This is a genomic window from Xanthomonas arboricola pv. populi (genome assembly GCF_002939945.1).
In the GTDB taxonomy this organism is placed as follows: domain Bacteria; phylum Pseudomonadota; class Gammaproteobacteria; order Xanthomonadales; family Xanthomonadaceae; genus Xanthomonas; species Xanthomonas arboricola_A.
Map to the genome: position 1 here is coordinate 197362 of NZ_MDEB01000003.1, position 14050 is coordinate 211411.

A 14050-nucleotide genomic window follows, 5' to 3' on the forward strand; every position below is an offset into this window, starting at 1 on the left:
CAGTGGATGCATTTCGATGCGAACACCGACCGCGCCCGTCATGTCGTGCAGCAGTGCGATGACGCGTTCAGCGCTGTGCAGTCGGCAACTCGTCCCACACCTTCGGGTCTTCGGCGCCCAGCACCCAGCAGCTGAAACCTTCCAGGCCGTACTGCTTCACCAGGTCGTAGCGTGCCTTGAAGCTGCGCGCGTCCGGGCGGAACACCCACTCGCGCATGTCGTCGCGGTAGAAGTAGAACCACGATTCCTGCTCGACCGGATCCCATTGCACGGTGGCGTTCTGCTCGATCGCCAGGGGGAACGATTCGTCGGCATCGATGTAGGTGGCGGAGATGTTCGACGCCTCGGTGCCGTCTTCCTTGACCGGGTTGCCGGTGTACCAGCGGTAGCCGTAGGTGGCGATGCCGAGCGAGAGCTTGTCCTTCGGCACCTGGGTGATCGCGTAATCCAGATGCTTCTTCAGCCACACCATGCCGTCGACCGGGCCTGGCGTGGTCCAGCGGGTGTGCTGGTCGTAGGTCATGATGCTGACCAGATCCGCGGCCTGGCCCAGCGCCTTGAGGTCGTACGCACCGCGCCAGTATTCCCACATCCACTTGGAGAACTGGCCGCCTTCGGCATGGCCCGGGGCATTGGGCACCACCGCCACCGACATCTTGAAGCCGGCCTTGTGCAGCGCATCGGCGGTCTGCTTGACCATCAGCGTATAGGCGTCGCGGTCGGTCCAGGCGATGTTCTCGAAATCGAACTGGAAGCCGTAGTACTTGTGCTGCTTGCCGTGGATCAGCAGCGATTCGATCATGCGCTTCTTGGCGGCTTCGTCGTGCATCAGCTTGTGGAAGCCGTCGCGGCCGGTGGTCATCGACAGGATCGGCATCACCCGCAGGTTCTTCTGCTTGGCGATGTCGTACAGGTAAGTATTGGGCGTGCCGTTGACCAGGCCGTTCTGGTCGACGCCATACCAGGTCGGCACCACCACGTCGATCTTGTCGACATTGGCCAGGAACGAGTTGGTCGATTTCTGCGTGTTCATCAGATAGAACAACGCCGTGGGGGTTTTGGCCAAGGCCGGCGCGCACACCAGCGCCAGCGCCAGCAGGATCCAGGTCAATCGCTTGCTCATGAAAACAGCATCCGTCAGGGAGTGGAGGAAGAAGAAAGATCGATGCGCAGCACGTAGGCGTGCTCGCCGACCGGCTTGGCAGGCAGGCTCAGATGCAGGCCGTCGGCCTGTTGCTCGAACGGCACCTTCCTGCCGTTGGCCAGCAGCGTCACGCCGCGCACGCCATCGGCCGGCGTGAGCGAACGGATCACCGCCTTGCCACCGGCCGGCCAGCCGAGTTCGATCGCATACAGCGCACCATCGCGTGTGGTGAAACGGAAATCTTCGGCCGTATACGGCTTGGTCTTGACGTCCTGGAAGGTGCCGCCGACCACCTCGGTCGGGCCTTCGCCATATACGCGCCACGGCTTGCTGTCGTAGATCGCGCCGCCGTTGGTCTTGAGCCACTTGCCGATCGAAAGCAAAATGCCGCGCTCGGTGTCGGGGATCGAGCCATCGGCACGCGGGCCGATGTTGAGCATCAGGTTGCCGTTCTTGGCCACCACGTCGGCCAGCATGTGGATGATGAAGGTCGGCGACTTGTAGGTGTCGTTCTCGATGTAGCCCCACGACGCATTGCTCACCGAAGTGTCGGTCTGCCAGTGGGTGGGATGGATGCCGGTGAGCTGGCCGCGCTCGATGTCCAGCGTGCCGGCGCCTTCCGGAAATGCGCCGAGCTTGTAATTCACCACCACGCCGCGATCGGCTTCGGTGCGCGCTGCACCCTGGTTGTAGTAGTAGGCCAGCATGGTAGGCAGACTGCTGCGGAAGGTGGGGTGGGCAATCCACCAGTCGAAATAGATCAGGTCCGGCTGATAGGTGTCGATCAGCTCGGTGGTGCGCGCCAGCCAGTCGTCCAGCCAGGCCTGCGACACCGGCGTCCAGTCGTTGGCCACATCGGCATCGTCCTTGCCCGGCAGGCGCACCTGCGCCGGGCCGTACAGCGCTGCATAGCGCGGGTCGTTGACGTCCGAATCGAACTTGCGCCCGCCGTCGAAGAACCAGTTGTGCTCGGCGCGATGCGAGGACAGCCCGAAGTGCAATCCCTGTGCGCGGATCGACTTGGACAACTCGCCCAGCAGATCGCGTTTTGGGCCCATCTTGACCGCGGTCCAATCCGACAACCGGGAGTCGTACAGCGCAAAGCCGTCATGGTGCTCGGCCACCGGCACCACATAGCGTGCGCCGGAGTCGCGGAACAGCTTGGCCCAGCCATTGGGGTCGAACTTGGGCGCGGTGAACTTGGGAATCAGATCCTTGTAGCCGGAGCTGGCCTGCGGGCCATAGGTCGCCACGTGATGCGCGAACTCCTTGGAACCTTGCAGATACATGTTGCGCGAGTACCACTCGCTGCCGAACGCCGGCACCGAGAACACGCCCCAATGGATGAAGATGCCGAACTTGGCGTTGTCGTACCACGCCGGCGATTGATAGGCCTTGAGTGCGGCCCAATCGGGACGGAACGGCCCCTTGCGCGCGCCTTGTTCTGCCTCATGTACCAGGCGCTCGCGCTCGGGTGCGTACTTGGCGGTGGCGCTGAGCCACTGCTGGTCGATCTGTTCCGGGCTGAGCGTGGTGGCGGTGGGCGCGGTGGGCGCGGTGGGCGATTGCGCGCTGAGCGTGGCAGCAGGCAACGCGAGCAGCAGACCGAGCGCGAGCATTCGCGTTTTGGGTGCAGCTCCGGCGTGGCGGCGGGATGGAGCCGCAGGGCGGCTATCGGACGTCATGGGAACTGCACTCCTTCAAGCGAGACATGTCGGTTGCAGCGCAGCCGGCACGTGGATGGCAAAAGCGGGCCTGGCCATGCTCCCTCAACCGCGAAGGGGCGTGGCCAGTACCACTCCTTGGTACAACATCGAGCTGTGCGCTGCATGCAACGCACAGCTCAAAAAAACGCGCCACCGTGGAGGGTCGGTGGCGCGCCGGTGCTACATCAGAACTTGAAGTTCAGCTGGGCCTGATAACCGCGGCCGTTCTTGTAGAACGCTGTGGGGGTATCACGGGTGTTGCTGAAGACCCGATAGGTGGAATCGAGCAGGTTGGTCGCGCCGAAGGTGATGCCCATGTAATCGGTGATTTGATACGAGGCATTCAGATCCAGCTGCTTGTAGGCATCTGCAAAGTCACGCGATTCCAGGCGGCCGATCTGGGTGAAGTACTTGGAGCGGTAGCTGTAGTTCACGCGCACCGTCCAGTCGCCGTGTTCCCAGTACGGGATCACGTTGTAGGTGTCGCGCGACAGGTAGGGCAGGTTCAGGCCGGAGCTGGAATCGGATTCGGCAAACGTGTAGTTGGCCTGCAAGCCAAAGCCCAGGCCGAAGGTCTGCTGGTAGTTGACCGACACGCCCTTGACCTTGGCATCGGACACGTTGACCGGCGTGGTCACCTGATACAGGCCGGCAATGGCCGGCGGTGCCGGATTCAGCTGCTGGGTGGTGGTGGTGCTGACGATGTAGGAGCTGATGTCGCGATAGAACACTTCACCGGACAACATGCTGGACGGAGCGAAATACCACTCGGCCGCCAGGTCGTAGTTGGTGGATTCGTACGGCTTCAGATCCGGGTTGCCGCCATTGGCGGTCAGATCGCCGGTGCCGCTGTTGATGGTGAAGGTGCCCGCCAGATCGGCGTAGCGCGGACGTGCGATGACCTTGGCCGCCGAGAAGCGCAGCACGGTGTCGTCGGTGATGTCGTAGGCGATGTTGAAGCTCGGCAGCGCCTTGCGATAGTCGTTGGTCTCGGCGACACGGTCGAAGTTGGTGCCGCCGTCGTTGCTCTGCCAGAACTCGGACTTGTCGGTGGTGTCGACCAGGCGCACCCCGACATTACCGCGCCACTGGCCGGATTCGAAGTTCAACTGCGTGTAGACGTTCTGGGTGATTTCCTTGACCTGGAACGAGGCGCCGAAATCGGTGCGGTACGGGCCCTGCGGCTGCGACAACAAATAGTTGCGCACGGCATTGAGGTTGGCGGTCGGCCAGGTGGTCAGGTCGCCGCTGGCGCCCAGGCCGTCGTACAGGCTGCTGGGCGTGCTGCCCGGATTGAACTGCGTCAGCGAGACCGCATCGGTGGAGTTGATGCGGTTGCCGCGCGCGTCCACGCCATTGTTGTGGTTGATGTACTTGTAGCCGAATTGCAACTTGGTGAACGGGCCCCACTCAAGATCGCGCGAAGCATCCCACTGGAAGTACTTTTCCTCGTCCTTGCTCTTCTGGTACGCGATACCGCCGGCCTGCATGATGCCGGTGTTGGTGCCGGGAATATTGCCCTGCTGACCCGGTGCCAGGCCTGCGGGATTGCCCGGCAACACCCAGTTCGAGGCGCCGCCGTTGTCGTAGTTCACCGAGGTGTTCTGACCGTCGAAGGCGTAGTTGTAGCCGCCGTCCTGCATCAGGAACTTCATCAAGTACTCGGGGTTCTTGCCGCCGGTGGCCTGCGTGCTGCCGACCTGGCTGGTGAACACCCACTTCTCGCCGGACCAGTCGTGGCGCAGGTTCAGGCTCTTGGTGGTGACGGTGCTTTCGCGGTAGTTCGCATCCAGCTGCGCGTAGGGCTGCCCGGCGGCGCCATCGCTGACCGTGGCCGAGGTCACCACACCATTTTCCACGTTGGCGCTGGTGATTTTCTGGCGGTCGTCATTACATGCCGGGCACACGTAGCGCGCCTGGCTGAAGTTGTTGTACTTGCCCTTGATGTACAGACCGGTCAGGTTGAACTCGTTCTGCTCGTTCGGCTTCCACTGCAGTGCGCCCTGCACGCCGCTGCGTTCGCGGGTTTGCTGGAAGAACGCGCTGCTGATGCCGGCCGGAACGCGTGCGGTAGCCACATCGCTGCCGTCGCCGGTGATGGTGGCAGTCGGTGGAATGCCCTGGCCGGTGGTGTAGCCGAAATATTCGATACCGGCGCGTGCCAGGTCCTGCTTGTCATGCGTGGCGGAGATCAACGCGCCGAAGGTTTCGTCGTCGTTCTTCCAGCTCCACAGCGCCGAGCCGCGCGGATTGCCTTCTTCCGAACGGTCGTTGTAGTTGTAGCCGACCGAGCCGCGGATGGTGTTCTTGGGCAGGTCCAGCGGCTTGCGGGTGTGCACGATCACGGTACCGCCGATCGAGCCTTCGTCGATGCGCGCTTCCGGGGTCTTGTAGACCTCCATCAGGCCGATGATTTCCGGCGACAGCAGGGTGTAGTTGAAGGTACGGCCGCTGGTGTCGGTCGGGTTGCCGCCCCAATCGCCCGAGGCGATGGTCTGGCCGTTGAGCAGCACGCGGTTCAAGGCCGGGTCGGTGCCGTTGATGCTGACCTTTTCGCCTTCGCCGAACTGACGATCGACGCTGATTCCCGGCAGGTGCGACAGCGATTCGGCGGCGTTGATGTCCGGGAACTTGCCGATGTCTTCGGCGCTGATCGCATCGACGATCGAGTTGGCCGAGCGCTTGACCGACTGGCTCTTTTCCAGCGATGCGCGGTAACCGGTGACGGTGATGGCATCCAGCTCGGTGGTCGCCGACGGTGTGGCGGCGGAAGCCTGTTGGTCTTGTCCGGCAGCCATTGCAGAGCCGGAGCAGTACAGAGCGGCAGTGATACAGAGTGCTAACGTCGTGGTGCGGCTGTGCATGGCTAAACCTCGTTGGTTAGTGCTGTGAGCGCGCTGCCTTTGAAAGGCGTCACGCGCTCGGCGTGGCCGGCAAAACAACACGCCCTGACCGATCGCGGTGATCGCACTGGCGCGTGTCGTGAGAGGCCGGTCCAGGTGATTCGCGTGGTAGAGGAGGTGTCCCCCGTGTGGTGAAGCGGTGAAGCGAATGCGACTTCAGCGAGTCGAACATCGGGTGATGTCCCGCTCACGAATCTGGAATGCGCCGGCGAGGGAGTAGCCCGTTCCTGAGTACCGAACAGTCCGTGGCCCCTCCTGCCAGAACTCCGATTTGGATCGAGTCTCGCGTAGCGTTGACAGCGTTGTCAACACATCGTCACAGATCTCTGACGCTGCTGCGATTGCGCTGCAATGCAGCATTTCCCGGTGGTGCCGCGCACTGCGCCGAGACGGCTGCGCAGCGCGCCGATGGGGCCTCCGCATTGCGATTAGCTGTTTCTATGGGCAATCACGCGCACGCAGGTGAGCGGGTGCGATTTGTGCTGAAATCGTTGCCCCAGGTGCGGATTTTTAGTGGATGATGAAATTGGCAGCATCCTTTGCAAATCGTGATCGCCACGGTTGCGTTACAAGGCGATTGCTGACAACGTTGTCTATCCGTGACCGTTCGTCGGACAACGGAAGATGACGCCAGCCCGCGGCCACTTATCAGGAGAATGCGTGAGCGCAAGCAGTCCAATGGAAGCGGCGGCCTTTCCGCGCCCCGACACCTTCGTTGCCGCAGATGTGGGCGGGACGCATGTGCGCCTGGCGCTGGTGTGCGAAAGCGTCGATCCACGCCAGCCGGTCACGGTGCTGGACTATCGCAAGTACCGGTGCGCCGATTATCCGGGCCTGGGCGAGATCATGGCCGCGTTCTTTGCGGAGCTGGGCTGCGCACCGGTGACGCGCGGCGTCATCGCCAGTGCCGGTTATGCGCTGGAAGACGGCCGCGTGATCACCGCCAATTTGCCGTGGGTGCTGGCGCCCGAGCAGATCCGTCGCCAGCTCGGCATGCAGGCGCTGCATCTGGTCAACGATTTCGAAGCGGTGGCGCATGCGGCCAATTACATGGCCGGCAATCAGGTCCTGCAGTTGTCTGGCCCGCCGCAGGGCGCGCCGGGTCCGGCGCTGATACTGGGCCCGGGCACCGGCCTGGGCGCGGCGTTGTGGATTCCCAACGGCGCCAACCCGGTGGTGTTGCCGACCGAGGCCGGCCACGCCGCGCTCGCCGCCGCCAGCGATCTGGAAGTGGACTTGCTGCAGGAGCTGCGCCGCACCCGCACGCACGTGGCCACCGAGCACCTGCTTTCCGGCCCGGGCTTGTTGAATCTCTATACCGCACTGGCCGCGCTGCGTGGCGTGCCGGTGCTGCACGCCAGCCCGGCCGAGGTCACCGCCGCCGCACTGGCTGGCGAGGACGTGCTGGCCCGCGATGCGCTGCAGGCGTTCTGCGGCTTCATGGGCAGCGTGGTGGGCGACATGATGCTGCTCTACGGCGTGCGCAGCGGTGTCTATCTGGCGGGTGGATTCCTGCCGCAGATCGCCGCATTCGTGGCCGCGAGCGATTTCGTCGCACGTCTGCTCGACAAGGGCGCATTGCGTCCGGCGCTGGAGCAGGTGCCGGTCAGCATCGTCGAACACGGCCAGCTCGGTGTGATCGGCGCGGCCAGCTGGTTCCTGCAGCACGGCCGCTGAGCGCCCGCGCATCGCCAGGTGCAGCAGTCTGGCTGCACCAAACCGATCAACTCTACATCCCCGTAGGAGCGCACCCGGGCGCGACGAGGTGTTGCCGATGACGCTCCGTCGCGCCCAGGTGCGCTCCTGCGACGACAGCGCGTTATAAATCCCCGAACCGCGACTGCAGCGCCGCAATCGCCGCCAGCCCCGCCGTTTCGGTGCGCAAAATACGCGGTCCCAGTTGCAGGCCGCTGAAGCCGGACTCGGCGAGGGTCGCGCGGTCGCGCGGCGACCAGCCGCCTTCCGGGCCGATCGCCACGATCACATGCGGTTGCGCACCCAGCGCCAGGCTGCTCAGGCGATGCTCGCCGTGCGGGTCCAGCGTCAGCCGTAGCGCCTGTGGGTCGCTGGCCTGCGCCGCCTCCTGCAGGCCGTGCGGCGCAGCGACCGTGGGAACACGCGCACGCCCGGATTGTTCGCAGGCCGACACCACCACGCTGCGCCAATGCGCCAGGCGTTTTTCCATGCGCGCCGGATCCAGCTTGACCTCGGTGCGCTCGGCGTTGACCGGCACGACTGCCGTCACCCCCAGCTCGGTGGCCTTCTGCAGGATCAGATCCATCTTCTCGCCGCGTGCGATGCCCTGGATCAGGGTGATCGACAACGGCGATTCGTTGCACAGCGGCTCGACACGTTCCACCAGTACGCGCGCCTCGCGTTTGCCGGCCAGGATGATGCGCGCGTGGTAGTCGCTGCCGTCGCCGTTGAACAGCACGCAGGCATCGCCTTCGCGCAGTCGCAAAACGCGTAGCAGGTGACTGGCCGACGCTTCCGGCAGCGTCACCTCCTGGTCGCAGTACAGCGGCAGTGCGACATGGGAGCGGGTCAGGCGCATGCCACGGCCTCCTCGATGGCGTGGCGGGTGGTCGCCGCCAGTAGCGCAAGCTGCGCGTCGTCCACGCAATACGGCGGCATCCAGTACAGCACGTCGCCGAGTGGGCGCAGCACCACCCCCTTGTCCAGTGCGGCGCGATAGGCCTTCAGGCCCACCCGCGCCGCAGACGGGAATGGCGTGCGCTTGTCGCCCCCCTGTGTGAGTTCGAAGGCCACGATCATGCCGGCCTGGCGCACGTCCGCCACTGCCGGGTGTTCGCCGATCTGCGCAGCGAGCGTGGTCATGTGCGCGGCGGTGCGCCGGTTGCGCGCAATCACATCGTCGTCTGCAAAGATCTGCAGGGTCGCCAGCGCGGCGGCGCACGCCAGCGGATTGCCGGTGTAGCTATGCGAATGCAGGAACGCACGTTCGCGCGAGTCGTCCAGGAACGCCTCGTACAACTGCTGCGTGGCCAGCACTGCCGACAGCGGCAGGAATCCGCCGGTCAGCCCCTTGGACAGGCACAACAGGTCGGGCATGACCGCGGCCTGTTCGCAGGCGAACAGGCTGCCGGTGCGACCGAAGCCGGTAGCGATCTCGTCGGCGATCAGGAATGCGCCATGCGCGTCGCACAGTTCGCGCGCGCGGCGCAGATAGGCCGGGTGATACATGCGCATGCCGCCTGCGCACTGCACGCGCGGTTCCAGGATCAGCGCGCAGATTTCGCCGGGCGATTGTTCGAACACCGCCTGCAGCGCATCGGCCGCCTGCAGTGCGTAGTCTTCCGCGCTCTGTCCAGGCTCGGCCAGGTAGGCATCGGGCGAGGGCGCAAAGATCGACTCCAGCAGCAACGGCGCATACACGCGCCGATACAACGGAATGTCGCCGACCGACAGCGCGCCGATGGTCTCGCCGTGGTAGCCGTTTTCCAGCGCGACGAAACGCGTGCGGCGATGCTCGCCGCGGTTGTGGAAATAATGGAAGGCCATCTTCAAGGCCACTTCCACGCCGGCCGAGCCATTGTCGGCATAGAACACCTTGGACAACGGCGCGCGGCCGGCCTGGCGCGGCGCGATCGCCAGCAGACGCTCGGCCAGCTGCACGGCGGGCGCATGGGTGAAGCCGGCCAGCATCACCTGCTCCAGTTCGCCAGCCTGGCGCGCGATGGCCGCGCCGATGCGCGGTTCGCGATGGCCGAAGAGGTTGGTCCACCAACTGCTGACCGCGTCCAGATAGTGGCGACCGTCGTGGCCGATCAACCACGCACCATCGCCGCGGGCGATCGGCACCAGCGGAAGTGTGTGCGGGTGCTCGCGCATCTGCGTGCACGGGTGCCACAGCACCTCGAGATCGCGTTGCCGCCAATGTTCGTCAGCTTGAGAGGCTGCCGGGTCTGCTAGGATTTCGGGCTCATGAACATGTCGATGCATACGCCTATTCTATCGGTCGGCTCCGCCGCTGCGTGCGACGCATGAGCCCGCGCCTGCCGACCATCCACAAGATCATCGATCTGGGCGACGGGCCGTTCCGTCGCCAGCAGCTGGATCTGGAATTTTCCAACGGCGAGCGTCGCCTTTACGAGCGCCAGCTCAGCCAGGGCCATGGCGCGGTGGTGGTGGTGCCGATGCTCGACGCGCAGACCGTGTTGCTGGTGCGCGAGTACGCCGCCGGCGTGCATCGCTACGAGCTGGGTCTGGTCAAGGGCCGCATCGATGCCGGCGAAACGCCTGAGCAGGCAGCCGACCGCGAGCTCAAGGAAGAAGCCGGTTACGGCGCGCGCCAGGTGCAGGTGCTGCGTGCGATGACGCTCGCTCCTACTTATATGAGTCACCAATCCTGGTTGGTACTGGCACGCGACCTCTATCCCGAGCGCCTGGTGGGCGACGAGCCGGAAGAGATGGAAGTGGTGCCCTGGCCGATCGCCCGTCTGGACGAATTGATGCTGCGCGACGATTTTTCCGAAGGCCGTTCGCTGGCCGCCTTGTTCATTGCGCGCGAGTGGCTGGAGCGCAACCCATGATCCGCATCCCGATGGAACTGCGCGAAACCGTGATCGCCATCGCCCGCGAGGCGGGGGAGGCGATCATGGATGTCTATGCGCAGGAGTTCGCGGTGGAGATCAAGGACGACGCCAGTCCCCTGACCCAGGCCGACCTGGCCGCCAATCGCGTCATCGTCGATGCGCTGCGCCGGGTCACTCCGGACGTGCCGGTATTGTCGGAAGAATCCGCGCACGTTGCCTGGGAAGACCGTCAGTTCTGGACCAGCTACTGGCTGGTCGACCCGCTCGACGGCACCCGCGAGTTCGTCAAGCGCAACGGCGAGTTCAGCGTCAATATCGCACTGATCCACATGGGCGCACCGGTGCTCGGCGTGGTGCAGGCGCCGGTCGATGGCCGGGTCTGGTACGCCGCGCGGGGCGAGAACGCCTACCGCCGCGATGGCGACCGCGACGAGATGCTGCATACGCGCACGCCGGCGGCCACGCCGCTGCGGGTCGCTGCCAGTCGCTCGCATCGCGACGCGCGCACCGCCGCCGCGCTGGAGCGCATGGGCGAGATCGAGGTGGTCGCGCAAGGGTCGTCGTTGAAGTTCTGCCGCATCGCCGAAGGCGACCTGGATGTGTATCCGCGCTTCGGCCCCACCTCCGAGTGGGACACTGCGGCCGGCCAGTGCGTGCTGCACGCTGCCGGCGGTGTGCTGCTGGCCGGCGGCACCGGCAAACCGTTCCGTTACAACCGCCGCGACACCTTGCTCAACGGCGATTTCATCGCGCTGGGCGATCCCAATCTGCCGTGGCGCAGCTGGCTGGTGTGAGCAGCGCCGATCGCAGCCTGCGCGCTCGCCGGATGGATCCGGCGGCGGCGCGTCGTGCCGAAGCGGTCATGTCCAACGCGGTCCTTGTCCATCGCCTGCCGCCAGGTGACGCTGCGCGTGCCGGCGGCATCGCCTGGGCACACAACCCAACTGCACCACACCTGCCAGGAATACACCATGCCTCAGTCCCCGCCGACCGGCGACCTCCAGCACTTGCTTCAGCTGATGGCGCGTCTGCGCGATCGTGAGCACGGCTGTCCGTGGGACGTGGCGCAGACCTTCGCCAGCATCGCGCCGTACACCATCGAAGAAGCCTACGAAGTCGCCGACGCCATCGATCGCAACGACCTGCCCGGTCTGCGCGACGAGTTGGGCGACCTTCTCTTGCAAGTGGTCTTCCATTCGCAGATGGCGGCCGAACAGGGCGCGTTCGGATTCGCCGAGGTGGTCGCCACGCTCAGCGACAAGCTGGTGCGCCGCCACCCGCATGTCTTCGCCGATCAGCGCGCCGACGATGCGCAGGCGGTGAGCGCCAACTGGGAGCAGATCAAGCGCGACGAACGTCGCGCGGCGGGCCATCAGGACGACTCCGCACTCGCCGGCATCGCACGCGGCCTGCCGGAATGGCAACGCTCCACCAAGCTGCAGGCGCGTGCGGCACGGGTCGGCTTCGATTGGCCCGGCCCGGCACCGGTGCTGGAAAAGTTGCAGGAAGAAATCGAGGAGCTGCGCGTGGAGTTCGCCCGTGGCCCGGTCGCCGACAACCAGGCCCGGCTGGAAGACGAGCTCGGCGATGTGTTGTTCGTCTGCGCCAACCTGGCGCGCCATGCCAGGGTCGACGTGGGTGCGGCGCTGCGGCACGCCAATCTCAAGTTCGAGCGCCGCTTTCGCGCAATGGAGGCACAGGCGCAGGCGGACGGCACCACGTTGCCCGCCCTATCGCTGCAGCAACAGGAGGCGCTGTGGCAACAGGTCAAGCGCGGCGAACGTGGTAGCGATCCGTCTGCTCTCGGTCAGCCGGCTGCCGCGACGCCTGCCACTGACGCGCCCGTGGTCGGCGATCAGGCGCGCGACACCTCGGAGCTGCAGCAGGCTGACATTGGCAAGCAGGGCTTCGACAAGCCAGTACGCGAATGAATGTCGCACCGACCACGCTGTTGCTGTTCGCGGCCACCGCCGTCGCCGAGCTGGTCGGTTGCTATCTTCCTTATCTGTGGCTGCGCAAAGGCGGCAGCATCTGGTTGCTGCTGCCGACGGCGTTGAGCCTGGCCATCTTCGTATGGTTGTTGAGCCTGCATCCCGATGCCAGCGGGCGCGTGTATGCCGCCTATGGCGGGGTCTATATCGCCAGCGCGCTGCTGTGGCTGTGGTGGGTGGATGGGGTGACGCCGACGCGTTGGGATCTGCTTGGCGCAGTGTGCTGCCTGCTCGGCATGGCGATCATCATGTTCTCGCCGCGCAGCGCCTGAGCGTGCACGCGCACCAGCGTCGGCGCGGCGCAAACCACGGCTGCCTGCCCGTTGCGGCGAGATACGCAACGACGACACCCTGCCCGAGGGAGTGCGCCACAGCGCCGCTCCGATGCGATCGCCAACGGCAGCGTGCAGGCGATCAACTGCTTCGTCGCACGGAAATGTGTGGAGGCGTTCAAGGCGCTGGTCACCGCGCCCAACCGCAAGGGCGCGGCAGCGCACTGCCGCGTCGCCTGCGCCGTTCCCCCAAGCGCGGCTGGGCGGCGATAATGGTCCCCTTTCCCTTGGACCGGCGCCCATGACCCAGAAGACCATCCTCAACGACACCCATCGTGCGCTAGGCGCCAAGATGGTCGACTTCGGCGGTTGGGACATGCCGATCCATTACGGCTCGCAGCTGGACGAGCATCATCAGGTGCGTCGCGACGCCGGCATGTTCGATGTCAGCCACATGACCGTGGTCGACCTGCACGGTCCACGCGTGCGCGAGCTCCTGCGCTATCTGCTCGCCAACTCGGTGGACAAGCTCAAGGTCTCCGGCAAGGCGCTGTACACCTGCATGCTCAATCCGCAGGGCGGGGTGATCGACGACCTGATCGTCTACTTCCTGCGCGAGGACTTCTTCCGCCTGGTGGTCAATGCCGCCACCCGCGAGAAGGACCTGCAGTGGATCGGCGAACAGGCCGCACCTTTCGAGGTGCGCGTGGAAGAGCGCGGCGACTTTGCGATGATCGCCGTGCAAGGCCCCAACGCGCGCGCCAAGGTCATCGCACTGGTGGATCCGGCCGATACCGCAGCGGCGAGCAAGCTCGGCCGTTTCGCAGCGCTGCAGACGCGCTCGCGCGATGGCGTGGAGCTGTTCCTTGCGCGTACCGGTTACACCGGCGAAGACGGTTTCGAAATCGTGTTGCCGCAGGATGCGGCAGTGACGTTCTGGAACGCGCTGCTCGCGCAAGGCGTCAAGCCGGCCGGCCTGGGCGCACGCGACACCTTGCGTCTGGAGGCCGGCATGAATCTCTACGGCCAGGACATGGACGACACGGTCAGTCCGTACGAAGCCGCGCTGGCCTGGACGATCGCCCTGGACGAAGGCCGCGACTTCATCGGTCGCGCCGTGCTTGAGTCGCAGAAGGCGCAGGGCGCACCGCGTCAATTGATCGGTGTGGTGATGGATGAGAAGGGCGTGCTGCGGCATGGCCAGACCGTGCTCAGCGCCAGCGGCGAAGGCGAGATCCTGTCCGGCACCTTCTCGCCCACACTTGGCAAGGCGATCGCATTCGCACGCGTGCCGGCCGGCAGCATCGACGCACTGCGCGTGGACATCCGTGGCAAGCAGGTGCCGTTGCGCGCGGTGAAGTTTCCGTTCGTGCGCGACGGCCAGGCGCAGCCCGGCGTCCTCGGCGAATGAGTCAAACGCTGCCGGGCGCACAAACGTCCGGCAGCGTGCAGCATCCATCGCCACCCACCAGCCGACA

Annotated in this window: 11 protein-coding genes; 6 read left to right on the forward strand and 5 right to left on the reverse strand. The window is 65.3% G+C overall.

Translation table 11 applies throughout. The features are described 5' to 3' along the window. Window positions 1-67: 67 nt before the first annotated feature. The 3 genes from XaplCFBP3123_RS10235 to XaplCFBP3123_RS10245 all read right to left on the reverse strand — a co-directional run bounded on the left by XaplCFBP3123_RS10235 (window position 68) and on the right by XaplCFBP3123_RS10245 (window position 5714). Entirely contained in the window at window positions 68-1123 is a 1056-nt protein-coding gene (locus tag XaplCFBP3123_RS10235) for a glycosyl hydrolase family 18 protein (RefSeq protein WP_104533951.1), read from the reverse strand. Between the two features lie 14 nt (window positions 1124-1137). Further along, window positions 1138-2829 carry an alpha-L-fucosidase gene (locus XaplCFBP3123_RS10240; protein WP_104533952.1) on the reverse strand — a complete coding sequence of 564 codons (1692 nt, stop codon included), beginning with the start codon at window positions 2827-2829 and terminating at the stop codon, window positions 1138-1140. 206 nt (window positions 2830-3035) lie between these two features. After that, window positions 3036-5714: a TonB-dependent receptor gene (locus XaplCFBP3123_RS10245; RefSeq protein WP_104533953.1), complete on the reverse strand. Its 2679-nt coding sequence runs from the start codon at window positions 5712-5714 to the stop codon at window positions 3036-3038. A gap of 717 nt (window positions 5715-6431) precedes the next feature. On the opposite strand from XaplCFBP3123_RS10245, the gene XaplCFBP3123_RS10250 reads away from it, so the two are divergent. Then, entirely contained in the window at window positions 6432-7430 is a 999-nt protein-coding gene (locus XaplCFBP3123_RS10250) for a glucokinase family protein (RefSeq protein ID WP_172453224.1), read from the forward strand. Window positions 7431-7572: 142 nt separating this feature from the next. On the opposite strand, the gene XaplCFBP3123_RS10255 is transcribed toward XaplCFBP3123_RS10250, so the two are convergent. Both XaplCFBP3123_RS10255 and bioA read right to left on the reverse strand, forming a co-directional pair. Further along, window positions 7573-8307: a 16S rRNA (uracil(1498)-N(3))-methyltransferase gene (locus XaplCFBP3123_RS10255; protein WP_104533955.1), complete on the reverse strand. Its 735-nt coding sequence runs from the start codon at window positions 8305-8307 to the stop codon at window positions 7573-7575. Next, window positions 8298-9716 carry an adenosylmethionine--8-amino-7-oxononanoate transaminase gene (gene bioA / locus XaplCFBP3123_RS10260; protein WP_104533956.1) on the reverse strand — a complete coding sequence of 473 codons (1419 nt, stop codon included), beginning with the start codon at window positions 9714-9716 and terminating at the stop codon, window positions 8298-8300. The genes XaplCFBP3123_RS10255 and bioA overlap by 10 nt, the downstream gene beginning before the upstream one ends. A 41-nt stretch (window positions 9717-9757) precedes the next feature. Here bioA and nudE point away from each other — a divergent pair, with 41 nt between their 5' ends. The 5 genes from nudE (at window position 9758) to gcvT (ending at window position 13983) form a co-directional block, all read left to right on the forward strand. Further along, window positions 9758-10306 (forward strand): ADP compounds hydrolase NudE, encoded by a 549-nt coding sequence (gene nudE, locus XaplCFBP3123_RS10265; protein WP_172453196.1) that lies wholly within the window; start codon window positions 9758-9760, stop codon window positions 10304-10306. Beyond that, window positions 10303-11103 (forward strand): 3'(2'),5'-bisphosphate nucleotidase CysQ, encoded by an 801-nt coding sequence (gene cysQ, locus XaplCFBP3123_RS10270; protein ID WP_104533958.1) that lies wholly within the window; start codon window positions 10303-10305, stop codon window positions 11101-11103. The genes nudE and cysQ overlap by 4 nt, the downstream gene beginning before the upstream one ends. Window positions 11104-11280: 177 nt before the next feature. Further along, window positions 11281-12240, forward strand: coding sequence for a nucleoside triphosphate pyrophosphohydrolase (mazG, locus tag XaplCFBP3123_RS10275; RefSeq protein ID WP_104534237.1), 960 nt, complete (start codon window positions 11281-11283; stop codon window positions 12238-12240). Further along, entirely contained in the window at window positions 12237-12572 is a 336-nt protein-coding gene (locus tag XaplCFBP3123_RS10280) for a YnfA family protein (protein WP_104533959.1), read from the forward strand. Before mazG ends, XaplCFBP3123_RS10280 begins: the two co-directional genes overlap by 4 nt. A 301-nt stretch (window positions 12573-12873) precedes the next feature. Continuing rightward, window positions 12874-13983: a glycine cleavage system aminomethyltransferase GcvT gene (gene gcvT, locus XaplCFBP3123_RS10290; RefSeq protein WP_104533960.1), complete on the forward strand. Its 1110-nt coding sequence runs from the start codon at window positions 12874-12876 to the stop codon at window positions 13981-13983. Window positions 13984-14050: the final 67 nt, after the last annotated feature.